This is a genomic window from Paenibacillus sp. FSL R10-2199 (assembly GCF_038000235.1).
In the GTDB taxonomy this organism is placed as follows: Bacteria; Bacillota; Bacilli; order Paenibacillales; family Paenibacillaceae; genus Paenibacillus_AQ; species Paenibacillus_AQ phytohabitans.
Genome location: NZ_JBBOBO010000002.1, coordinates 745,121 through 769,185 on the forward strand (window position 1 = coordinate 745,121; position 24,065 = coordinate 769,185).

A 24,065-nucleotide genomic window follows, 5' to 3' on the forward strand; every position below is an offset into this window, starting at 1 on the left:
TTCAATCCTCCTGCAGTGCGAAATTCCCCCTATCTATCGCCTCTTTTTTTCTTTTCGTTCCTCCGGGCAATCAAGGAGCATAGACAACCAGATCACTATACTCTGCAATCAGCGGTGCCATTTGCCGGAAGCCGATTCTGCCGCCTGCCAACAGCGGGCCGAAGGACGAACCGTCATCCACCCAGTGCAGCAGCGGCAATCCGTCCACGGCAAAGGTCACCGCAGGACCCTGCTTCACGGCCAGCATGCGGTAGGCTCCGGTCATATCCGCAACATCCGGCAACGGATCAGCGCCTTGCGCGACAAGGTGGAAGCCGTAGCTTTTGCGCAGATTACAGGTGTGAAAGGACCGCTCTTCTTCCCACATCCGGCGGAAATAGGAGATATGGAAAGCATTCATCTCCCCATGATGGTACTGGTCATACTCCCCCGTGCGGACCGGCAGGGACGGATCAAACAGATCCTTGCCCCCGGCGCCGGCAGCAGCGAAGAACAGAATAGCCAGTCCCGGTTCCCGCAGCGGGCGGAACTTCCACGATACCGCAAGCTCCGCCGGACAAACCTCCGGGCACCAGAAGACCACATTCGCCTGCTGCCCCTCTTTTGCATCCCGTTTACTCTCCAGCCTTAAACGTCCCTGCGGAAAGGTGGCTATGCCGTCGCCTTCCATCCGGAAACCTTCCATATGCCCGGGTCCTTCCAGAGTATTGCGGTAGATCTCCCGCCAGCCTTCCGGAATCAGCGTCAAGTCCTGCTGCGCAGTCACTCAGCCGCCACCGCCTTTCCGGCATCCGCCTCTGCTCCTGCTCCCCGCTCCGGAAGAGCTTCAGCAATCAGCTCCAGGGCAATGATCGTGTTCAGCGACCACTGCGAAGCTTCATTCGTATTCATCCAACCGATCTCATTGATCGGTTCCAGATAAGTAACCTGCGTCTGCTCTGCCTGAAGGTCAACGGCTCCGAACGGATTCTCCAGCAGGATGTTCCAGCAGCGTTCAGCAGTAGCCCGGTCATCCTTGTACCATGCGCCATAGGCGGCAATAGCCACACTCAGCACCGGATGCTCAAACCGCAGCCTGCCTGTAATCGCTCCTCCGGTAATGACATCCTTCTCTTCCTGAGGCAGGTTGTAGAACACGCCGAATTCCGCGAGCATATCCTCCCACTCCGGGTCCTCCAGCATCATCGCCAGCTCGAACCATACCTGCGGCCCGCCCATGCTGATCGCCAGATGCCGTCCCCAGTTGTCATCACCCATAGCGCTCAGAATTCCCGTCTTAGGGTCGTAGCCATAGGTTGGACCGGAGATCAGCCGCAGATTGGCCGCTTTGATGCAGTTGATTCCCGTTATGATTTTGTCGCGGTAGGCCGTATCTTCATACCGTTCCCAGCGGGTCATCCAGTTGGAGCTAAACGCCGCCCAATCCGGGCCTACCCGCACATGGGTCGGAAATTCATCCTTCGGAAAATAAGCCCGCATCGGGTCCAGCGTCACCGTGGTATAATCCGCATCCTTCACACTGTCCATGATGTCGCCGGTCCGCTCATCGCCGGTCAGATAATAGTAGTAGCGGTGCAGTCCGGCCATAGCTATCCGTGCTTCCTTGCAGCCGCAGCCCCAGTGCACGACATTATGCCGTGAGCCAAGGCCCGCATATTCCCCGAAATGATAAACATCCACCTCGCTGGTGTGCCGGGTCATCGCTTCCGCCATGCGGAATAGATCTGCACGCCCGGTCCGCAGGAAGCTGAGCCACAGCCACATATTCGGCACCAGCTCGGCATTCTGCCAGGCGCAGCCGCCCAGATCGTAATTCCAGACATGGCGGACCGGATCATAGCTGTGCATGAAGTCGCCATAATCCCAGAAGCCGTACCATTTCCGCTGCCCGATCTCCGACTGGTAAAAGGAGAGGATGCCGTCCAGCCGGTCCTCCAGGCAGGCCTTGACCGGTGTGCTCCGGTCCGGCAGGCTCCACAGGCCGAACGCCCGGCTGCGGTGGTAATACTCCGGAGCGCAGACCAGCAGCGCCGGTTCATCCGCTTCCTGCTGCATCTGCAGCAGCTGTGCAGTTCCCGGCGTTTCCGCGGTGCACCACAAGGTCAGCTCGTTCGTGCCCGCAATACCATACGGCGTAGCACGCAGTTCATCCGCGCCTTCGTAGGAGGACTCCACATGCGTCTTCGTATCGTAGTGGCGCAGGTCCATGGCCGGAACCTCCGGCGACCAGAACCAGACCGTTAACGCTGCTTCACTGCCGGAGGTTCCGGTAATCTCCAGCCCGGACGGGTGCTTTCGCCAGAAGTTCTTCACTCCGGCGGCCAGACCGCCGCATTCCGAGCCGACATAGCTTAGCCCTCCTGCCCGCCGGCCATCTGCCCCCTTAATCCAGGTGCAGCCCGCCCCTGTCCGCTTATGGATTACATAATGCTCGGACGAATCCTGAACGAGCTTGAAGCTGTCCCATACTGCAGAATCCTGAAGCAGTCCCGTGAAATAAGCATCCTCCCCCGGGTCAAACTGCTGGAGCTTTCCTTCCAGCTGCCCGGCGAACATGACAGCGTATTTGCCTTTGGTCCTGCGGGTATGAAGCGTCTTGGGCGACTCGCTGAAGATTCCTTCACTGCCACCCAGCCGGACATGGCGATTGTACAACGGACCGCTTAGCGGCACCTTGAACACGATGCCCAGCCCCTTAATGAAATCCTGCTGCGGATTGCCGTCATAATAAAAGGTATGCACCAGCCGGATGGAATCCAGCCCGGCATAGAAGTATAGCCGCAAAGTATAAGGAAGCCATTCTCTGGCTCCCCTCACACTTCTATGCCTGCCTTCCAGCCGAACCACAGCACGCAGCGGTCCGGCTTCTTCCAGGCTTGCCCTGCGGGTCACGCCTGTAAAGCGTTCCTGCCGCAGTGTTAGCTCACCGCTGAGCGTATCGCGCTGCTCGCGGAGGCAGACCAGCTCACTTCCGCTGCACAGGAGCTGCTCTGCGCCAGCCTCCGCAGCTCCGGAATATCCATGATCGCTGCCGGAGCCTCCGGATTCCTCCGGAGCCCGGCGGATAATCCGGGAGACTGGTCCCGCCCCCCGCTTGCCCACGGTACACAGGATGGTGCCGGTATCGATAAAATAGGCTTCTTCTGTTTCTTGAACGGACACCTGCAGGGCTGCCGGCATATCCCCCGGCACTGCAGACCGCTCCAGCGTATAACCCTCCGTACTCCCGTCGGGGCATACGGCCGAATGAAACGACCACTTGATGCTGCCGTCCGGCCAATAGGCAGCAGGGCGGCTCTGCAGCGGCAGACTGGAACCTTCCCCCGTCCCGTTAAGACATAGGGCGGACAGGTCCCCGCGCTTCAGTTCTCCCTTGGACCAGGGTACGCCCCAGGTAACCCCCGCAGCAGCAGCTGGCTGATTCAACCAGCGTAATTGTATTGGCATGGCTGAGGACAAAACGGTCATCTCCTTATGTGACATCACCGATCACAGAGACTAATGATCCGAGCCGGAGAAAGCTGCTTATTCGTGTACGGCAAATGAGAAGCCCTTTGGTACCTGTCTCACCTGATTCCGTTCTCCTTCTCCCCTTCATGCCGGCTCAGTTCACGGTAGCGTGTCGGAGTGATGTCCTCCTGTTTTTTGAATATCCGGTTAAAATAGCTCTGCTGATAGCCGACCTGCTGGGCGACATCGTTCATTTTCAGATCCGTATCGCGCAGCAGCTCCTTGGCTTTGTCCAGCCGCAGCTCTGTTAAATAATCAATAAAATTAATTCCGGTTACCCGTTTAAAGGACTTGCTGAGCAGAAAAGGGCTGGTTCCCGTATAATCCGCACAGCTGTCCAGCGAAATATTGTCCATATAATGCTGCTGAATGTACAGCATGGCCTGTTCAACCGTCCGCCGGATGCCGGCGTCAGAACGTTCGCACAGCTCCTTCAGGAAGGGGGCCACCACATGCCCGCGGAACCACGAGAGGATCAGGCCCGGCTCATGAATCTGTGACAGGCTTGCATACAGGTTCTTGCCCTTGAACAGCTGATTCGGGGCAATCCCTGCCTCAAGCACCGCATGCAGGATCGCGCCGAGCAGATGCAGCATTCCCTGCTGCACGTCAATGACCTTCGCGCCGCCCTCGGACAGCGTCTTCAGGAACTCCTCCAGCAGCCGGTCCGCCTCTTCCGCTTCGCCGGTACGCAGCGCCTGAATCAGGCCGCGCTCCAGCGCGAACGAATACTGCGGCAGCTGCGTGCCTTGCCCTTCCCGTTCCAGCTGCTCCAGGCTGATCACCTGGTTCCCGCCTCCATATCTGCGGTGACTGGCTGCCTGCTTCGCCGCTTCGAACGAGCGCGGAATGCCGGAGATGCTGTTCACCTCTGCACTGTACGCTACAGTTGCCTGCAGCTTAAGCATCCGGTTGATCGTGGCTGCCAGTTCTTCACCGAAAGCCTGAACCCGCTCCGGCTCCGGGCCGCTTCCCTGCTCAATCAGCAGAATGCCCGACGTAAGGTCATGCAGATTAACGGTCTCGGCCCGCCCGAAATGCTCAGCCGCCAGTTCGCCGATAATGTTCACCGCCGCGAAGGACACCAGGCTCTCGTCACCGCTGCGGAACTTGGCCTCCAGGCTGGAGATTCCTGTAAGCTGAATATACAGCACCACAAAAACGCAATTGTCCACTTCCCACTTGTACTGCTTCATCCGGCTCAGCAGATCCTGTTCGGAATAAGCATACAGATAACCCTGGAACAATTGATGCAGAAAGCTCTGCTGCACATGCGGAAGCTGCTCCGAAAGCGTGTATTGGAGGGCATGCCGCTGCCCGTGAAGATTCTGCCAGTGCCGCTCAATCAGCGTCATCTCGTCCACCCGGCCCCCGGAGGCCGCATGCTCGGGAAGCAGCGTCTGCAGCAGGCGGCGGACAGGCGAGTAGATTTTGCGGGAAGCAATCCAGGAGAGGACTGCCGCAAGCAGCAGCGCGCACAAGCTGACCAGGATGATCATCCGGGATAACCCCACCACCGGTGAAGTCACACTGGATATCGGAGAAGCCGACACATACATCCATTCATTCGCAATCCGGGAGAAATCGCCGTAGGTCACCGCGAAAGTAACTCCGTCCCAGTCATACAGGAACGATGTGCTGTCTTTACTGCCTCTGTCTGCTATCGCCTTCTGCAGCGCAGTAACAAACGGTGTGGCTGCATCGATCCCGTTCCCGGAGATGAACAGGCCCCCGGACTTTTGCTGCATGAATACTTCCCCCGTGTTGTACGGGGTCATGGTCCGCAGCATCGCGGATACCTTCTCTGTGTCCATCCGCAGCAGCAGTGCCCCGAAGGGCTCCAGGCTTCCGCCGGGAATATGATGCACCAGTGTCAGCTCCTTCTGCTCCGGCTTGGCCGGATCAAACGCCCATTCCGTCCAGTAGGTACTGCGCTCCTGCTCCAGCAGCTTCCCGTACACTGCATCTTCTTCGGGCGCCAGTGTCCCGTATTCCGTGCCGAACAGTACCGGCTGATCGCCTGCCAGGTACAGCTCCACCTGCCGCGCCATCGAATTCGAGCCCTGCATAACCACCAGGGTTTTGGTAATATCCCAGGCCCGTTCATGATTCAGGGTGAAATCCATGTTGCTCAGGCTGTAGTCGAACTTCGGCTCGAACGCCCAGTGGGCCAGCATCAGCTCCAGATTGGACAGCTGGTCATTAATGTTGTCCGCACGCTGCTCGATCTGGCGGTTATGCATACCCAGCAGCTCCTTCTCCAGATTGCCCCCTGCCATAAAGTACACCAGAGACCCGATGATCAGGCCGGGGATAGACGAAACGATCAGCACAATAATGAGATTATTGCGGTAATACCGGCCCTTCCGGCCGGTACGCCCCCCTGTATATCCCTTTCGTTCCCCTGCCGTTCCATTCTCCATATCATTCACCAGCCGAATCCATAGTTTAGAGTTGCAGCCTTACGGCTATAACGGGTATAAACCGGCTGGTGCCTGGAGCAGTGCCGGACTTACTTGCCCGTCTTCGAGTACAGTTCGTTCATTTCATTCACAAGCTCGTCCCCGCCTGTCTTCCGCCATACCTCAAAAGCCGACTTCAAGCCTGCTTCGTCAATCTGGCCGACAATGAACTTGATGCGCGCATCATTGATTACATTATCCAGCTGCGAGCCTTTTTGCGTATATACTGCAGAGATCAGCGCTTCGGCAGGATTGGTCACAATCGTCGCTTCATTAGCCTTCTGTACCTCTGTCTGCTTCAGCCGCAGGGCAGTCTGCTTCACCAGCTTCGCCTTGTCCTCCGGAATGAACGGCAGCATCTGGTTGAGACCTTCCACTTCCGATTCCAGCAGAACCGTATCGCCTGAGCGTTCAATATATCCGTCCACCAGATTATAATGGACACCTTCAATTCCGTAGTTCAGCATCGTCTGCAGATCCTCTTCGTTGAGCCGGTCCAGGAAGGTCAGCACCTGCTTCAGCTCTGCTTCAGTCTTGACCGACGACTTCGGTATAGCCAGCATGCCGGAGAAACCGGAAGTCGGAAGGGTATGCAGTGCTCCGTCCGTTCCTGTCACACCGCCGATGACATCCATATAATGACGGTCAGGCTCATCCGTGCCTTCCTTCTGGAGTGCAGCATGAATCTTGTCATCGAGCCGTGCCCCGTTGTCCACCACATCGACAATGACACCGGCCTTGTTGTTGACCACCGGATCATTCCACTTGGAGCTGTCCATCACCGCGAAGTCGGAGTTGATCAGCTGCTCATCATACAGCTTTTTCATAAACTTAAGCGCTTCCAAGTACTGCGGATATTCATGCTCAGGAACCAGCTTGCCATCCTGTACGCCCCATTTGTTCGGGGAACCGAACCACAGCTTGATTGTATCGAAGCCGCTGGCCCATCCGCCGGTCCACTTCACCAGCACCATGCCGTAGGTATCCGCCTGACCGTTGCCGTCAGGGTCCTGTTCTTTGAACGCTTTTAGCATATTGTAGAAATCATCCACGGTCTGCGGAGCTTCAAGCCCCAGCTTCTCCAGCCAGTCCTTCCGGAAAACCACGCCGTTGCGGCCCAGCGCCCGTCCTCTGTAGATTCCATAGTTCTTGCCGTCGATGGCTGAGTTGCTCAGAATAACTTCCTTCGCTCCGCTCAGATTCGGATAATCCTTCAGGTACGGACCTACCTCCCAGAAAGCGCCCGATCTTGCCGCATTCACGAAACTTGAGGCTTTGACATCGCCCACATAGATAATGTCAGGCAGCTTGCCGGAAGCCAGCGTGATATTAAATTTGTCGGTATAGGAAGCGTTCGGTACCCATTCGAAATGGATCTTGGTGTTCGTCAGCTCCTCGAGCTTAGCGGCAACCGGACTGCCGTCCTTCGGATAATTCGTTTTGAAAATCGGCAGCATCAGCGTCAGATCCAGCGGTTCTGCAGCTTCAGCTCCGCCAGGCGCATTTCCTTCACTTGAGGCAGATTCCTTCTGCCCTGCAGCATTATTCTCCTTATTGCCGGCACAGCCGGTGAATACACTTAAAATCATAATAGCAGCTAGTAACATAAACAACCATCGTTTCAAATGTATGGAACCTTCTTTACGCGCAATCTTCATTACTTAGCCTCCCTTTGTATGTTGGCATACCCTTTTACCCTTTAACCGAACCGAGCATCACCCCTTTGGCAAAGTGTTTTTGCAGAAACGGATAGACGCACATAATCGGCAGTGTGCCGACCACGATAACTGCCATTTTGATCGACTGCTCAGGCGGCTGTACGAAATTCGGGTCCATCGAGCTGAGATCACCAGCTGCCGACTGGGACAGCATAACGATCTGGCGCAGCATCACCTGCAGCGGCCACTTGGACGGATCATTAATGTAGAGCAGCGCCGAGAAGAAGTTATTCCAATGCCCGACCGCATAAAAGAGAGTGAACGTCGCCAGCACGGGCTTGGAGAGCGGCAGTACGATTTTCCACAGCAGCCCCAGCTCGGTACAGCCGTCGATGCGGGCCGCCTCCTCAATCTCGACCGGAAGCTCCTGGAAGAAGTTTTTGACGATAATCAGATTGAAGGCGCTGATCGCACCCGGAAGAATTAACGCATTCAGCGTATCCAGCAGCTGCAGCTCGCGGATCACCAGATAGGTGGGAATCATCCCGCCCCCGAACAGCATGGTGAAAATAACCAGATTGAGGATTACATTGCGGCCCATCAGATAACGTTTGGCCATCGGATACGCCATGGTTACTGTGAAAAACAGATTGACCGCCGTACCGATCACCGTCACATACAGCGATACCCCGATACTTCTTACAATGGTATCCGTGGAGAAAATGAACCGGTAGGCATCAAACGAGATCGTAGTCGGAATCAGAAAGACAGCGCGTTTCGTAATTTCCGCCTCGGTTGCGAATGAACCGGAGACCACGAACAGAAACGGCAGGATTGCGGCAATTCCGATAACTCCCAATACAAAATAATTAAATACGTCAAACGTAATCTCTCCGGGGCTCTTATAATGTTTAGCCACGCACACAGCCTCCCTTTCAATAAAGTCCCGATTCGCCCGATTTCTTGGCGAGCCAGTTGGTGCCGAGCACCAGTACAACCCCTATCACCGATTTGAACAGTCCGACTGCGGTGCTGTAGCTGAACGCCCCCTGTGTGATCCCTAGTGCATATACGTAGGTATCAAACACCTCGGCCACCTCACGGTTCAGCGCATTCATCATCAGATAAATCTGCTCAAACCCATTATCCAGAATGGTTCCCATCCGCAGAATCAGCAGAATGACAATGGTGCTGCGGATCGCCGGCAGCGTAATATGCCAGGTCTGGCGCCAGCGGCTGGCCCCGTCCACTACGGCTGCTTCATATTGCTCAACATCAACACCGGCCAGCGCCGCCAGGAAGATAATCGTCCCCCAGCCGCATTCCTTCCAGATGGTCTGCAGGATGATCAGCGGGCGGAACCAGTCGGGGCTGGCCAGGAAATCGATCTTGCTCCCGGTCACGGAGTACAGGAATTCGTTGACAGCACCGCCCTGTGTAGTCAGGAATACATACGATATACTGGCGACGATGACCATGGATATGAAATGCGGTACATAAATCATCGTCTGAATCGTCCTTTTATAGAAGGACAGCCGGACTTCATTCAGCAGCAGGGCAAGTATGATCGGGGCCGGAAAAAAGAACACCAGATTATACAGCGACAACACGAGTGTATTGCGCAGCAGCATGAAGAAGTCAGGATTCTGGAAAAACGTGCGGAAATGCTCAAGACCGACCCAATCGCTTTTCCAGAAGCCCAGAAAGGGCTGATAATCTTTAAACGCGAGCAGCACTCCCCACATGGGTACATATTTAAATACGAGAAAATACAGGAGTCCCGGGGTCAGCAGGATGTAGAGCCATTTGTCCCGCTTCAGACGTCTGAAGCGCAGCTCCCGCCTGCTGCGGTAGGTTGCAGCAGCATGTATATCTGCTGTCCCTATTGCCGCTCCTTGCTTCATTACATTCACCTCCACATAGATAAGCAGCCTTGCGTTGCCGTGCCTTGGCTGCGCTTCCTATTATGGTTTCAGCAGATTTTTCCGGCAATCGGACTTTTTGGACAGGGGCCTGTCCTGCCCTGATCCGCTCCGCTACAATAAAGTGCAAAGCCGGCAAAACTTTACTATTGCCTGCTGCACGGGGGGCAACTATGATGCCGGGAGACCAAAACGCTCATAATGGGCTCCCCGGGAGGTAAAGCAAGTGAATCATAAGCTATATTACGGCGCTGCATGGTACCCCGAGCTCTGGGGGGAAGCTGAACGGAAGCATGACCTTCAGCTTATGAAGGAAACCGGCATCAATCTCGTCCGGATGGGTGAGTTCATCTGGTCGGAGCTGGAGCCGGAGGAAGGCTCCATTGATATCCGGCCCTTCGCTGAGCATATCCGGCAGCTGCATGCCTACGGCATCGACACCATAATGTGCACCCCGACGGCCACTCCGCCGGTCTGGCTGACACACGGGCACCCGGAACGCCTGGTCATCAGGGCGGACGGGGCGGTTATGGGCCATGGGTCCAGGCAGCATGTCTGCACGAATCACCCTTATTTCCGGCAGCGGGCTGCGATAATCACCGAACAGCTGGCAAAAGAGCTGGGGCAGCTGCCGGGTCTGGTCGCCTGGCAGCTCGATAATGAACTCAAGGCACATGTGTCAGAATGCATGTGCGGGACCTGCAAGTCACTATGGCATGAGTGGCTGAAGAGCCGCTACGGCAATATCGGGAAGCTGAATGAAGCCTGGGGAACGGGAGTCTGGAGCCAGACCTATCAGCAATTTGATCAGGTGCCGCAGCCGGTGGCTACTCCCTTCCTGCATAACTCATCTCTTGTAACCCTGTACCGCCTGTTTCAGATGGAGACAACCGCCGGATTCGCGGCTGAGCAGGCAGCGGTTCTCCGCCGCTATTCGCCAGCTCCCATAACCCATAACAGCAGCGTCGCTTTCCACGTGGACAATGAACAGCTGTTCCGGGAGCTCGATTTCGCCTCGTACGACACCTATGCCTCCCAGACCAATAAGCACGCCTATCTGCTGAACTGTGATCTCTGGCGTAATATCAAGCCCGGACGGGATTTCTGGCTGCTGGAGACCAGCCCGGCCTATGCCGGTTCGCTCATGAGCTACGGCGAACCCCATCCGGACGGCTATCTCACCGCTGAGGCTGTGTCTGCCTATGCGTTGGGGGCAGGAGCCTTCTGCTATTGGCTGTGGCGGCAGCAGCGCACCGGCAGCGAGCAGACGCACAGCTCCATCATCAGCGCCTGGGGGCAGCCTGCGCTCGGCTATGACAATGTGCGGGAAGCCTCCGCAGCGCGTCTGCTGATCGAGCCGCACCTGCTGGCTACCCGGCCGGTGCAGGCCGAGGTCGCAATTACCTACTCGGACCGGACCAAGGCGTACCTGGCGACGGAGCCGCACCGGAAGCTAAGCTACCGCTCCCTGCTGGGGGACTACTACAAGCGGGTACTCGATATGGGCATACACCGTGACCTGCTGCCCGAAGGCGGAGAGCTTAGCGGCTACAAGCTGCTGTTCACCCCTTTTGTGCATTATCTGTCACCGGAATATATGCAGAAGGCTCTCAGCTTTGCAGAGGCTGGCGGCATCTGGATCGCCGGTCCGCTGAGCGGAGGCCGCACAGCCGACCATACCCTGCATACCGATGCTGCACTGGGCGGGTTGGAGCGCATCGCCGGGGTAAACACCAGATATGTCTACCCGATGGAGGGAACGGGCAGCATTGGCGAGGCCTTCGGCCTCTCCGCACCGCTGTCCCTGTGGAGCGCGGTCTTCGAGCCGCTGCCGGGCGGTGCAACCGTGACCGGCAGGATCACGGCAGGCCGGACGCCGGGCCTGGCCTTCCTGACCGAGCAGCCCTATGGCCGAGGAGCCATCGTAATGCTCGGCTCCCTGCCCTCCGGAGAAGCGGGGGACAAGCTGCTGTGCGCGCTGATCGATCATTATGCAGCCCGGGCCGGTGTGACTCTGCGGAGCGATGTCACCGCGGGGACGGTCGTCTGTCCAAGACACGGAGCGTCCGGTGAACTATGGACGATCGTGAACATGGACGGACTCGGAGGCAGTGTAACCCTGCCGCGGGGCGGACAGGATGTGCTGAGCGATGAGCACGTGCCAGCCGGTCCGCTGATGGTCGGTGCTTACGGCTACAGACTTATTGCGTTGTAGGCAAGGGCGCCAAGCGGGCGGGGGAGAATTCATCCGGGCTGGAGCTGCTCCTATCTGAGACCGGCAGTAAGCAACAGAGTTTACTGCCACTCCTCAGCCTCCTCAGCCTCCTCAGGCCCAGGCCCTAATCGCACATCAGCTGCTCTGGCGGACTCACAATCCGCTAATCGGGCCCATCAGGCTGAATTGCGGGATAAGCGGACTCAGATTCCGTTAATGGGCCAGCTGGCCATCATTTTGGGCACGAATGAACAGGATAGGTGATTCTCAGTCCGCTTCGGCCTCAATATTAGGGTTTTCCGGGAAATAAGCGCTTTTCAGTCCACTTCACTCTGCTGACGACCACTTGCTCCAGCACACTGTACCTTATCTTCGCAATCCTCTGCCTGATAACCAAAAAGGCCAGCCAGAAGGTTCTGGCTGACCTAATCATACGAAAGACTACACCACAGCATTCCCTCTGCAGGTTGTAGTCTTTTTTATCGGATACCTGCTTCTGCTTATACGCCCATCTTCTGTGCTTCATCAAGCTGCTGCAGCTGCTCTATCTGGTGCAGATGATTAAGCAGCTGCTGATAGTGATCGGCTTTTTTCTGGACGGTAAGCACCATCTTCTGGAACTGCCCTGCATCCTGTCCCGATTTCTCCAGAATGCGCAGGAGATCGCCATTGATCTGCTCCACATCCTCCATGCTGCTCTCCTGCGACTCCTGAATCTTCTCCAGATGCTGGAACACCTCTTCCTCCGCCTCCACGATCTCGTTCATATATACCGTGGACTGGCTGATCTTCGCATTCGTCTCTGTCATCGCTGTTGTCCCGTCACCGGACTTGCTGTGTAGCTGCTCCATCACCTGGGTCATCCCCGAAAGGGAGCCCATGATCTCCTTCACATGACTGCGCGTGCTGTCGGCCAGCTTGCGGATTTCTGTGGCAACCACCGAGAAGCCCCGTCCGTGCTCTCCGGCCCGCGCCGCCTCGATCGCTGCATTCAGCGACAACAGATTCGTCTGCTCAGCAATATCCGTAATGATCTTCGCCAGCTGCTCGATGCTCCGGAAATGCCCCCGCAGGTCCTCATTCAAGGTGACAAATTCAGTAAATACCGCCGAAGCCTTCTGCATTTCAGCCGAGATCTGGATATTGGACTCTTTGGCGAATTCAATTTTATTGGAGGAAAAAGAGAGGCTGCCATACATTTCATTGATGAGATCTTCGGTCTGCCCGCTGTTGGTCTTCAGATGCTCCAGCAGCTGCTGGGTCCCGCCGATCTGGCTGATCAGCTCACCGCTGCCCGCCCGTAAAGCCGCAAACTCCTCTACCAGCTGTGCCTCTTCCTTGAGAATCTCGTCAGTTTCGCGGCGGATCTGTCCGGCCAGGGTATAGGCGTGCATCCCATAGGATTCAGTGGCCGAAGCGGGGGCATCGTCAGCTGTCCCGCCAGTATTCTCTGGAGGCTCAGGAGCATTTGCCGCTGTTCCAGCTGTCTTTAGCGTCCCGGCTGATGGTCCGGAGCTGTCCGTTTTTTCAAGAACGGCTAGTGTATTATGACTTTGAACACCTCCGGCAGAGGTGCTTTTGCCCCATGAAGTGCGTAATCTGGTTATCCACTGCATAATCAATCTACTCTCCCTTATTCAACCAGCAGCAGAATCATGGTCTGGTTGGCATGCTTTTTATAATATTGCTCTCCGTAGCTGATGAAACCTGTAGTGTTGCCGCAGAATCCGAGCATCGTTCTGTCGAAATCCGCCCACAAACCGTCCCGGATGAAGAGCTGATCCCGCAGCGTACAGTTAATGTTGAGCACAAAGGATGGCTTGTACGGGCTCCCGCCCAGCGTCTCCTCCAGCACAGCAAGCGGATCTGCCGCGCTCAGCACCTCCACATAAGTACTAGACATAACCTGGCTGTAAAACGTGACAGAGCCATCCGGGTTAATTGTCATCGGTGAGGCGATGATCAGATCGTCTTCGTATCTTTTGCCCAGCGGGCTGCTCAGGAAATGCTCTTCCAGGTCCGCCTCCGGGATACCAAGCACGCGCGCGTATTCTTCCGCAGCAGGACGTCCGTTGAAGGAATACACCGTTCTGCCGAACACATCGGCTTCTGTCACCAGCAGCGTTGTCCCGGTGGGAACATAAATATTCTCTTTAACCAGTGCGGTACGGCCCGGCATATTGAAAAAAATTCCCAGGTTCCGCACCCGGCGGCTTCCTATGTAAATATAAGTCTCTCCATGCTCATCATCCGCTGCACTTCCCCCGATAATCTTGAATTCCGGGGCAATGAAAAACAGCGAGGAGAGGAGCGTCTCCTCCATCGCGCCTGTACCGTCACATAGCAGCAGCAGAAAGGCATTAGCGTTGCCTTGGACTTTGTGATATGAGGCACGTAGTATATTGCCGCTAAGCACGGGCGGATGCAGGATCTCCACAATATCGGCTATCCCTGATTCGTATTCGAACCCTGTGACTACGCCGCTGCGGTAGCCCTGCGGGGTATATTCGCCTTTGGTCGAGCACAATACCGCCCGGGAGGGTGCATACCGGGACAATTCGCTGACTGCCGCAGCGGAAGCGAACAGCACCAAGCCTCTGCTGCTATCGAGTTGTTCCAGATACCGCCTGGCTTCGCCCGGTGTGTTAAAAGATAAAGCTTTCATTATGTATATCAACCTTCCTTCGCGGGATCTCTCCCTGCAAACGTTACTGAAAAATTAAGCTTTAATTTTCAATACTTCTTATGGTAAAACCAGAACCGGGCCTACTGTCTGTGAATAATGTCGCAATTCCATCGGCAAAGCCTTATTTCCGGCGCAAAAATACTGCTTTCACGGGTGACTAAGGTTGAGCCGCTCACAGAAAGGCTGTATCATGAACATACTGTAGATACGATTGAACGATGGATACGATGGATACGATGCCCATAGCCGGGCATCACAATACTAATAGAAAGGAAGTGTGGGACCATGACTTATTCACAGCGTTCCAGTCACCCTGCTGCCGCATCGGACTACACCTATCTGGAATACCAGATCGAATTAGCTGCAGAAGAATTGGCGGTGGCAGTAAAGGCGCAAGACGAAGCCCGGGCAGAGGCCGTCCGCGAGAAAATTGCCAAACTCGAAGACGAGCTGGCGCTGCTTGAGGATTAAACCTGATTACATCTGATTACGCCGATTACACCTGATTACACCTGACTAAGCCGATTATTTTAGTACCGTCACTTCTCGATTCTATCTCTAACAATAGATCATGTGATAATGATTATCAATGACAAAAAGATGTAGATTCCAGCAGCGCCGCAGTAGGCACCTGATTTCTCAAGCAAACCGATAGTCATTCGGTGCCGGGCTTCCGGCTGCTGCGGGGAATATGGGGTTGTTCTGGGTGTGCTAGGGTGTGATGGGTAGGTGCTGGGTACGCTGAGTGAGTGCGGGATGGGTGCTGGGTATGCTGGGTGAGTGCGGGATGGGTGCTGGGTGAGTGCTGGGTAGGTGCTGGGTGGGTGCTGGGCGTTGTGTGTGTTGGGCGTTGTGTGTGTTGGGCGTTTTGTGTGTGCTGAGTGCTGGGTGCGTGCTGAGCGTTGTGTGTGCTGGGCGTTTTGTGTGTTGGGCGTTTTGTGTGTGCTGAGTGCTGGGTGCGTGCTGAGCGTTGTGTGTGCTGGGCGTTGTGTGTGTTGGGCGTTTTGTGTGTGCTGAGTGCTGGGGGCGTGCTGAGCGTTATTCCGAGCGTTCTGCCCGGCAGCGAATGAGTTTTTGAGCAAAGATTACACTTTACAGCCTTGTCCAGGCAGAAATGTTGTACGTATTACAACTCTGCCCCCTAGTTTCCAAGGAGTTTGAGGAGATTGTTGTATGAAATACAACAATTGTCAGGCTAAGCCGCCGGAAAGAAAGGAAATGTTGCATTTCATACAACAATTCTCAATTTGAGGCAGACATAGGAAGAAAATGTTGTATTTTGTGCAGGATTCTCGTCCAGCAGGCACTGTCCGCCCGGCGAGTCCAACCAATTATCCCCACAAGAGCGGGGCTTTTGCTCGCTGACTACCTCGCTCCCTACCACGCTGATAATTGATCACCTCACTCACTACCACCCTGACTACTGGTTACCTCCTCCTTACCACGCTGACCACTAATTACTTGCCCACTACCGCACTGACTACTAGTTACCTCCTCCCTGCCACGCTGACTACTGTTTGACTACTGTCGAACCCTACCTCCATCACCCGTCCCATAGCGAGAATCAGCATGATGACGATGGTCGGGCTGATCCCTGGCAGTGTGATGTTGCGGATCTGCTTCCATTTGCCCGCCCCGTCCATACTCGCCACTTCATACTCCCTATCACGCTGACAACTCAGGTACTTTGCAGGCACCCTAAAACAAATAAATCACCTTACAAAAAAGAGGCTATCCCCGTCATTGCTGACACAGCGGGATAGCCTCTTATGATTTACCTATTTACCTATTTACCTTTTTACCTATTTACCTTTTTACCTTTTTACCTATTTACCTGTTTACCTAAGGACTTCCCAGCCAGCAGCTAGGGCTTAGCCCAATTTCACCAGGCTGTAGTTTTTCTTGCCTTTGCGGACGATGATGAATTTGCCGCCGATGGCAAGCTCAGCGGTAATCTCTGTCTCCAGCTCGTTGACACGTTCGCCGTTAATGGAGATTGCACCTTTGGTAATATCCTCACGCGCCTGGCGTTTGGATGGCTCGATGCCCAGGTCGACCAGCCAGTCGACAATGTTCTTCGACTCCTTAGTGGCGGTGAAGGTCGGCATTTCCTTGAAGCCTTCTTCGATTTCATCGGCAGTCAGGGAGCTGATATCCCCGCTGAACAGCGCTGCGCTGATGCGTTTAGCCTGCTCCAGCAGCTCTTCGCTGTGGACGAAGCGGGTCATTTCCTCGGCAAGTGTTTTTTGGGCCTCGCGTTTATGCGGCTCCGTCGCCACCTTCTCGGCAAGCGCCTCAATTTCCTCCTTGCTCAGGAAGGTGAAGTATTTCAGGTATTTCACCACGTCGCGGTCATCGGTGTTCGCCCAGAACTGGTAGAACTCGTAAGGTGTGGTCTGCTTCGGATCCAGCCAGATGGCGCCGCCGGCGGATTTGCCGAACTTGGTACCGTCTGCCTTGAGCATCAGCGGGATGGTCAGGCCGAAGGCTTTGGCTTCGTTGCCTTCTTTTTTACGGATCAGATCCAGGCCGCTGGTGATATTGCCCCACTGGTCCGAACCGCCGATCTGCAGCTGCACATCCTCATGCTGGTATAGATGCAGGTAATCCATTGACTGCAGGATCTGGTAGGAGAACTCGGTGAACGAGATTCCGCTGTCCAGGCGGCTGGAGACTACGTCCTTAGCCAGCATCGTATTGATGCTGAAGTTCTTGCCGATGTCGCGCAGGAATTCGATGACGTTCATGTCCTTGGTCCAGTCGTAGTTGTTAACCATCCGCACCTGATTGTCGCCTTCAGTAATGAACAGCTTCTTCATCTGGGCCGTCAGCGCATCTACATTCTCCTGTACCTGCTCCAGCGTCTGCAGGGAGCGCTCACTCTGGCGTCCGCTCGGATCACCGATCGTTCCGGTAGCCCCGCCGATCAGAATGACCGGACGGTGTCCTGCCAGTTGGAAGCGTCTAAGCATCATAAAAGGAATCAGGTGGCCGATATGCATAGTGTTGCCTGTAGGGTCCACGCCGCAGTACAGCGATACAGCCTTACTCTCTGTTAATTCGCGCAGTCCGTCCGCATCTGTCTGCTGATTAATGGCGTCGCGCCACAGCAACTCGTCGATAATGTTCAACATGTACAGCCCCTTTGGTTTGTTTTGTGTGTAATTGGTATGCATTGATAAACAGCCGGCTTACCGGGTAACTCTGCAATTCCCGAATTTGGGCAACAAAAAATCGCCCCTTGTCTATTCAGACACAGGGACGATTATCATTAACCGTGTTACCACCCAAATTGCACAGACATCATCATTCAAACATGTCCGTACCACTCTTCCGCGAGTTATCGTTCGCTTAGCTCCGCTTGGCATTACCCAAGATACTCCCGAGGTGTAATTCGCAGTCCATTGTATATACCGGGTTCCATCAACCCCCGGCTTTCTGGGAACAGGGACAAGTCTGCTACTGGCTCGTTCAACGTATACCAACTATAAGATTACAGAAAGTATAGCCGCTTCTAAAATTGTTGTCAATGCAGAGGCAGCGCCAGCCAGGAACGGCCTACTCCAAATCCGCTCCATTGCTGGCAATTGCCTTCTGGTACCAGTAGAAGCTCTTCTTCTTCTTCCGGTCAAGCGTTCCGTTTCCGTCATCGTCCTGGTCCACATAGATCACGCCGTAACGCTTGGACATCTCCGAAGTCGACGCGCTGATAATATCAATCGCCCCCCAGGCGGTGTAGCCCATGACTTCGACTCCGTCCAGAACCGCTTCCTTGACCTGGGTAATATGCTTGCGCAAATAATCGATCCGATAATCATCCTGGATGGAACCATCCTCTTCGACCTTATCCTTTGCACCCAGCCCGTTCTCCACCACAAACAGCGGGAGCTGGTAACGGTCGTACAGCTCTTTGAGCACAATCCGCAGGCCAATCGGGTCCAGCTGCCAGCCCCATTCGGTAATCTTCAGGTTCGGATTCTTCACGGTGCTGAACAGATTGCCGCCGGTAACACCATATTTCTCAGGAGTAACTGTGGAAATAAGCGACGTATAGTAGCTGAAGGAAATGAAGTCCACCGTGTTCTCACGCAGCAGCTGCTCATCGCCATGTTCAGTCACAAGCTGAATATGATTGTCGGCAAAATAACGCTTCATGAACGGAGGATAGCTTCCCCGCGCCTGCACATCGGTATGCATCAGGTTGAGCTGATTATCGATCTGGGCCTGCAGCACATCCTCCGGATCACTGGTCGCCGGATAATGGATCATACGCGCGAGCATGCAGCCGATGCGGAATTCCGGATTAATCTCCCGCCCTTTGCGGGTCGCGAGGCTGCTGGCGACGAATTGATGATGCAGCGCCTGATAGGACGCCTCGCGGATGTTATCCACCGTATCCTCTACTACCCCGCCGCCGGTAAACGGCTCGATGATGGTAGTATTGATCTCATTGAACGTCAGCCAATATTTCACTTTGTCGCGGTATCTGGTCATGACAGTCTCAGCATATTTCTCATAAAACGCAATCACCGCGCGGTTCCTCCAGCCCCCGTAATTCAGCACCAGCGACATCGGTATCTCATAGTGGGAGAGGGTAACCAGCGGCTCAATGCCATATTTACGCATCTCGTCGAACATATCATCGTAGAATTGCAGGCCCTTCTCGTTAGGCTCGGCATCATCCCCATTCGGGAAAATCCGTGACCAGTTGATCGACATGCGGAACACTTTGAAGCCCAGCTCGCCGAACAAGGCGATATCCTCTTTGAACCGGTGATAGAAATCAATCCCATACCGTTTCGGGTAGCCTTCCGCTGAGGCATGCTGCATTCCGCGCTCGATCGTTTCACTGGTGACGTGCATCAGCTCTTTGAGGTTGGTGTAATCTTTTTTCTTGTAGTATGGCACCATATCTGCCGTGGACAATCCTTTACCGTCTGCGTCAAAAGCGCCCTCTGCCTGGTTAGCGGCGATTGCTCCGCCCCATAGGAATCCATGTGGAAAAGTGGTCATTTTGTCATCTCCTATTGTTCGTTATAAAAGGCAGGCCGTAACTGCGGGAAAGTTTGGACTTTCGGCCGCTGTTGTCTCCAGATGTTCTGAATTGTACCGCTATTAGCGGATAACATCCGGAGACAAAGGCGGACGCTATCGCTCCTACAGTTCCAAACTTCCCTCCGTTACTAATAGCCTTTTGTTAGGATGAAGCGGATTCGGAGGTGACAAAATTCTAAGCCAACCCGATCGCTTCGTTCCGAAATCACTAAGCTCAAACTCAGGCTAAAACCAGAGCTGGCGCCTGGAAATAACTCAGGCTAAGCTCAACATTGAAGACCAAAAACTAAGATCCAAATTAAAGACCAAAAACTAAGACAAAAATCAAAGACCAAAAACTAAGACCAAAAACTAAACCCAAAAACTAAGACCAAAAACTAAAACCGAAAACTAAAACCGAAAACTAAAACTAAAATCGAAAGTCCAAATCGAAGATCCAAGCTAAAGATCCAAGCTACGATCAAAGCTAAACCGGCAACCTTACAGCTCAGCCTTCAGCACCGGCTCACCGAAAGCAACCTCGCCCAGCTTAAGCGGCAGAATCTGCTTGTAATCGGCCGTATTAGTCACGACCATAGCGGTCGTAATATCATAATTCTGGGCAATTTGCGCCAGATCGAAGGTAAGCAGCTTGTCGCCGGCCTGAATCGGATCACCGGCCTGCACATGCGCTTCGAAGAATTGGCCGCGCAGCTTCACGGTGTTAATCCCAACGTGGATCAGGAGTTCCATGCCGTCAGTATTGCGGATAACCATAGCATGCTTGGTTTTGAAGACATTCATTACGGTACCGCTGACTGGAGATACGAGCTCGCCGACCGTAGGGACGAAGGCTATGCCTTTACCCATCAGCTCATCGCCGAAGGTAGGGTCATTGACCTCTTTTAACGGAATCGCCTTACCGGTCATTGGTGCATAAGCTGTGCTGTCTGCGGTAGCGGATGCCGGTTCTACCTCAACCTCTACCGGTGCGGGAGCTGCCGGGGTCACATCTGCCGGTTTAGCGGCGATACTGCCGGAAATCTGCTCCGCATCATCAGCCTCTTCCTGGAAGCCAAGTAACACTGTAACAACCGCTGCAACTACAAAGGCAATGACCATCCCGCCGAAAGCGTACCAGAAGGTCTGTCCAACCAATCCCGGCAGACCCGGGATACCGCCGTTACCAGCCAGGGCGTATGCCTTGGCGCCGAACGCCAGCGCGAAGCCGCCGCCTGCCGCACTACCAATCATCGCCGCGATGAACGGCTTTTTGTATTTCATATTGACACCGTACATGGCCGGCTCAGTAACACCCATAAGTGCGGTGAAGCTGGTGGACAGGGCAACGGATTTCAGTTTCTTGTCTTTAGCCCGGAAGAATACGCCCAGAGTAGCGCCCGCCTGACCCATATTGGAAATGAAGGTCAGCGGCAGGAACTTATCGAAGCCGAGTGTAGCCAGATTGCTGATAATAACCGGAACCAGTGCGTAGTGCATACCCGTCATAACAATCAGGGACATCGCCCCGCCAAGCACGATCCCGGAGATCAGGCCGCCTTCATTCAGCAGCCAGTTAATGCCGCCGGACAATCCGTCTCCGACGAAGGTTCCCAGAGGTCCAATCGCAATCAGCGTGACCGGAACCATCACCAGGAGGGAGATCAGCGGAACGAGTAGCAGCTTGAGAGAGGGTATGATGAAGCGGTCCACTGTTTTTTCCACGTAAGAAAGAATCCAGATTGCGAGCAGAATCGGAATTACGGAAGATCCGTAGGAGACCGCTGTTACCGGAATACTGAGGAAGGATACGGGGTTACCGCTGGACAATAGTGCGCCCATATCCGGATACATCAGCGCCGCGCCGACACCAACTGCTATATACGGGTTACTGCCGAATTTACGCGCTGCGCTGAAGGAGATCAGCATCGGCAGGAAGTAGAATACGCCATCGCCAATCGCAGACAGGATACGGTACGTGTCTGTTCCCGCTGACAGCCATTCCAGGGTCACGAATAGAGCGAGCAGCCCCTTCAGGATACCGGCAGCCGTGATTGCGGGCAGCATCGGTGCGAATACACCGGCGATTGTCTCAAAAATCTTCAGAATCACATTCTGTTTCTTCCCGTCCGCCTGCTTATTTCCTTCCGCTGTCTGCTTGAGCGCCGGGTACTCTTTAACCATTTCGTCGTATACCTTAGGCACATCATTGCCGATAATGACCTGGAATTGCTCGCCCGAGATGTTGGTGCCCATTACCATATCCAGCTTTTTGAGCGCGGCCTGATCCGCTTTATTGTTGTCCTTCAGCTCGAAGCGCAGACGCGTTACACAGTGGTACACCGACTTCACATTGGATACTCCGCCCACCGACTTGACGATTTGCTGTGCTGTTTCCTGATGTTTCATTCGTCTTTCCCCCTAAATTGTAGGTCATAAAATCTAATAAAAAAACCCGAATGAACACGTGCATACGTAAAGAAGTGCATGCCGGTTTTCATTCGGGTTTTGCCTGATTGAACAGTAACAAGCCCCTTGTTATTTGGTTTTCATCAGCCTCTCCAGATGCAGTGTCAGATAGAGCTGCTCGGAATGGGTCATGACGTACTCGTAGTTCTTCAGGATAAAAGATTCAATCTTACGGATGCATTTGAAGGTGTCCGGATAATTCTTCTTAACCACCTTGTACAAATACTCCTCGGTATCGTCATGGCTGGTATGGGTGATGACCCGCTGGCAAAAATATTTGAGATGCGTAATGAATCTGAAATAGTTGACGCTGTCCTCGTCCAAATCCACGCCAAAATGATATTTGATAATGTTCATAATCTCCTGCAGCAGCTGCATCAGATGCGTCACATCGTTCATCGAATCATTGACTTCGGCATTGATGAAATGCAGCGCGATATTGCAGATCTCATCCTTGGGAAAATCAATCCCCAGCCGCTCCCGCAGAATCGTCAGCGCTTCCTTCGCCACATCGTACTCGGCTTTGTAGAAATGCTGTACCTCCCAGGATAACGGGTTGCGGACAATCTGCTCCCGCTCCATCCGCTGCACAGCGAAATGGATATGATCCGACAGCGATACATAAATCCCGTCACTGATCTGCTTATTCAGCTGCATGCGCGCCAGACTTACAATATCATCTGTCACCTGCAGGATTTCAACCGGCATTTCCGTAACAATCGCCTTGAAGCGCTCATAGATGGAGGAATCCTGAAGGCGGAAGACTTTCTCAATCCGTGCCTCGTCAATGGGGTCCCCTGCCCGGAACTGGAAACCGATACCCCGGCCGAGGATAAGCAGCTCCTGATCCTTGTCATCTACGGTGCTGACGATATTATTGTTGAAAATCTGTTTGATTATCACTTTCAGCCCACCTGCTTTTGAGGAATAAAAAAGGGCAAAACAACAACGGAAACGAATCAATCATTCCCATTGTGGTTTTGCCCGCATTACCGGTAACAAGCCTCGGAAACAATTTAACATAAGCTGAAAACGGTGTCAACCGTCAGTATCAGAAATCAGCTTTGCTAATTATGCCCATAGCAGCGCTCTTTTTATGACTGGCAGGATTATGGCAGTGCAGCGGTGTGACTTCAATACTTCTGTGACTGTTGTGACTTCTGTGACAGTGAATCCTTTTCATAGCCAATATAGTAATAGTGAGGGATTTACTGGTAAATATTTCTTCATCCAAAGGAGTGTAACTTAGGTGCAGCTTAAGACAGGGGAACATGCAGGGATTTTTACAGGAAAACGTATTTCAGCCAGGTTTATCGTTGGCCTTATTATTCTGGAGATTATTTTCGCGATGACAGTGAACCTCCTTTTCTTTGAAAAGGGGACCTTCGATGACATTAACCGGCTGACCCACGGGTGGATAAATGCCACGTTATGCGCGGGGCTGCTCGGTCTCATGGTAATTGTCATTATTTATTTATGGGCAATGGTCCGGATTCCGCTGCGGGATCTGGGACTGAGACGGGAGAAGCTGCTGGCCGGATGCCTATGGACATTTGTGTTCTGGCTGGCTGTCAATGTAATGAGTGCCTGCATCAATCTCATTGCCGGTACAGCACTTACATGGAATCATAACCTTGCCGACTTTCCAAATCTGTTTCTGGGCGCTTTGCTCGGGCAATTGTTCGGCAATGCCTTGCTGGAAGAGATCATCTTCCGCGGCTTCCTTTTTGTGCAGATCCATCATTGGTTGTCTGGAACGGGTAAGCCTTCTTCCCGCATAGTTAAGGCGCTGCTCATCTCGCAAACGGTCTTCGCCCTCATGCATATCCCGAACCGGATTTACGGCGGACTTAGCGGAATGGAATTTGTGTATGATTTTATCCAGCTGGTTATTCTCGGGATGCTGTTTGCACTCCTCTATGTCCTGACCCGGAATCTGTTCATCGTAGTGGGCGTCCACTCGCTGCTGAATGTGAATCTGGTGATCTGGACTAACAGCTACGCCACAACGGCTTCGCTTACCTGTATGGGCTTTGCTATCGGAATTCTTCTGCTGCTGCGGAGAAAGAAGATACATAACCGGAAATCCGTGATACATTATTGACGGTT

At 54.0% G+C, this 24,065-nt stretch carries 15 protein-coding genes and 1 pseudogene; 3 read left to right on the forward strand and 13 right to left on the reverse strand.

Features of this window, described 5'->3' with window-relative positions:
• Positions 1 to 70 precede the first annotated feature (70 nt).
• The 6 genes from NYE33_RS31160 to NYE33_RS31185 form a co-directional block, all read right to left on the reverse strand.
• Entirely contained in the window at positions 71 to 766 is a 696-nt protein-coding gene (locus NYE33_RS31160) for a DUF1961 family protein (protein WP_341069176.1), read from the reverse strand.
• Entirely contained in the window at positions 763 to 3,447 is a 2,685-nt protein-coding gene (locus NYE33_RS31165) for an exo-rhamnogalacturonan lyase family protein (protein ID WP_341069178.1), read from the reverse strand. The genes NYE33_RS31160 and NYE33_RS31165 overlap by 4 nt, the downstream gene beginning before the upstream one ends.
• A 119-nt stretch (positions 3,448 to 3,566) precedes the next feature.
• The gene (locus NYE33_RS31170; protein WP_042134946.1) at positions 3,567 to 5,933 is read right to left on the reverse strand and encodes a helix-turn-helix domain-containing protein; all 2,367 of its coding nucleotides are present in this window, start codon (positions 5,931 to 5,933) and stop codon (positions 3,567 to 3,569) included.
• A gap of 89 nt (positions 5,934 to 6,022) precedes the next feature.
• Entirely contained in the window at positions 6,023 to 7,630 is a 1,608-nt protein-coding gene (locus tag NYE33_RS31175) for an extracellular solute-binding protein (protein ID WP_042134944.1), read from the reverse strand.
• 34 nt (positions 7,631 to 7,664) lie between these two features.
• Positions 7,665 to 8,549 (reverse strand): carbohydrate ABC transporter permease, encoded by an 885-nt coding sequence (locus NYE33_RS31180; protein ID WP_039306771.1) that lies wholly within the window; start codon positions 8,547 to 8,549, stop codon positions 7,665 to 7,667.
• A gap of 16 nt (positions 8,550 to 8,565) precedes the next feature.
• Positions 8,566 to 9,534: an ABC transporter permease gene (locus NYE33_RS31185; protein WP_039306775.1), complete on the reverse strand. Its 969-nt coding sequence runs from the start codon at positions 9,532 to 9,534 to the stop codon at positions 8,566 to 8,568.
• Between the two features lie 244 nt (positions 9,535 to 9,778).
• On the opposite strand from NYE33_RS31185, the gene NYE33_RS31190 reads away from it, so the two are divergent.
• Positions 9,779 to 11,767, forward strand: coding sequence for a beta-galactosidase (locus tag NYE33_RS31190; RefSeq protein ID WP_341069181.1), 1,989 nt, complete (start codon positions 9,779 to 9,781; stop codon positions 11,765 to 11,767).
• Between the two features lie 500 nt (positions 11,768 to 12,267).
• Here the strand turns inward: NYE33_RS31190 and NYE33_RS31195 are convergent, their stop codons facing one another.
• Complete coding sequence (locus NYE33_RS31195) at positions 12,268 to 13,383, reverse strand: methyl-accepting chemotaxis protein (RefSeq protein WP_340988403.1); 1,116 nt, start codon at positions 13,381 to 13,383, stop codon at positions 12,268 to 12,270.
• Positions 13,384 to 13,400: 17 nt separating this feature from the next.
• Positions 13,401 to 14,432 carry an FIST signal transduction protein gene (locus NYE33_RS31200; protein WP_042134940.1) on the reverse strand — a complete coding sequence of 344 codons (1,032 nt, stop codon included), beginning with the start codon at positions 14,430 to 14,432 and terminating at the stop codon, positions 13,401 to 13,403.
• Positions 14,433 to 14,738: 306 nt separating this feature from the next.
• On the opposite strand from NYE33_RS31200, the gene NYE33_RS31205 reads away from it, so the two are divergent.
• Positions 14,739 to 14,924: a hypothetical protein gene (locus NYE33_RS31205; RefSeq protein WP_341069185.1), complete on the forward strand. Its 186-nt coding sequence runs from the start codon at positions 14,739 to 14,741 to the stop codon at positions 14,922 to 14,924.
• A 1,055-nt stretch (positions 14,925 to 15,979) separates the two neighbouring features.
• Here NYE33_RS31205 and NYE33_RS31210 read toward each other — a convergent pair.
• From NYE33_RS31210 to licT, 5 genes and pseudogenes are all read right to left on the reverse strand, one after another.
• Positions 15,980 to 16,111: pseudogene (locus tag NYE33_RS31210) on the reverse strand (ABC transporter permease subunit); the annotation flags it as partial.
• Between the two features lie 213 nt (positions 16,112 to 16,324).
• Entirely contained in the window at positions 16,325 to 17,584 is a 1,260-nt protein-coding gene (tyrS, locus tag NYE33_RS31215) for a tyrosine--tRNA ligase (protein ID WP_341070070.1), read from the reverse strand.
• Between the two features lie 427 nt (positions 17,585 to 18,011).
• Positions 18,012 to 19,466 (reverse strand): 6-phospho-beta-glucosidase, encoded by a 1,455-nt coding sequence (gene ascB / locus NYE33_RS31220; protein ID WP_341069186.1) that lies wholly within the window; start codon positions 19,464 to 19,466, stop codon positions 18,012 to 18,014.
• Between the two features lie 522 nt (positions 19,467 to 19,988).
• Complete coding sequence (locus NYE33_RS31225) at positions 19,989 to 21,896, reverse strand: beta-glucoside-specific PTS transporter subunit IIABC (RefSeq protein ID WP_042134934.1); 1,908 nt, start codon at positions 21,894 to 21,896, stop codon at positions 19,989 to 19,991.
• Positions 21,897 to 22,025: 129 nt separating this feature from the next.
• Complete coding sequence (licT, locus tag NYE33_RS31230; RefSeq protein ID WP_042134932.1) at positions 22,026 to 22,859, reverse strand: BglG family transcription antiterminator LicT; 834 nt, start codon at positions 22,857 to 22,859, stop codon at positions 22,026 to 22,028.
• A 346-nt stretch (positions 22,860 to 23,205) separates the two neighbouring features.
• Here licT and NYE33_RS31235 point away from each other — a divergent pair, with 346 nt between their 5' ends.
• Positions 23,206 to 24,060 (forward strand): CPBP family intramembrane glutamic endopeptidase, encoded by an 855-nt coding sequence (locus tag NYE33_RS31235; protein WP_341069189.1) that lies wholly within the window; start codon positions 23,206 to 23,208, stop codon positions 24,058 to 24,060.
• The last annotated feature ends 5 nt before the right edge of the window (positions 24,061 to 24,065 follow it).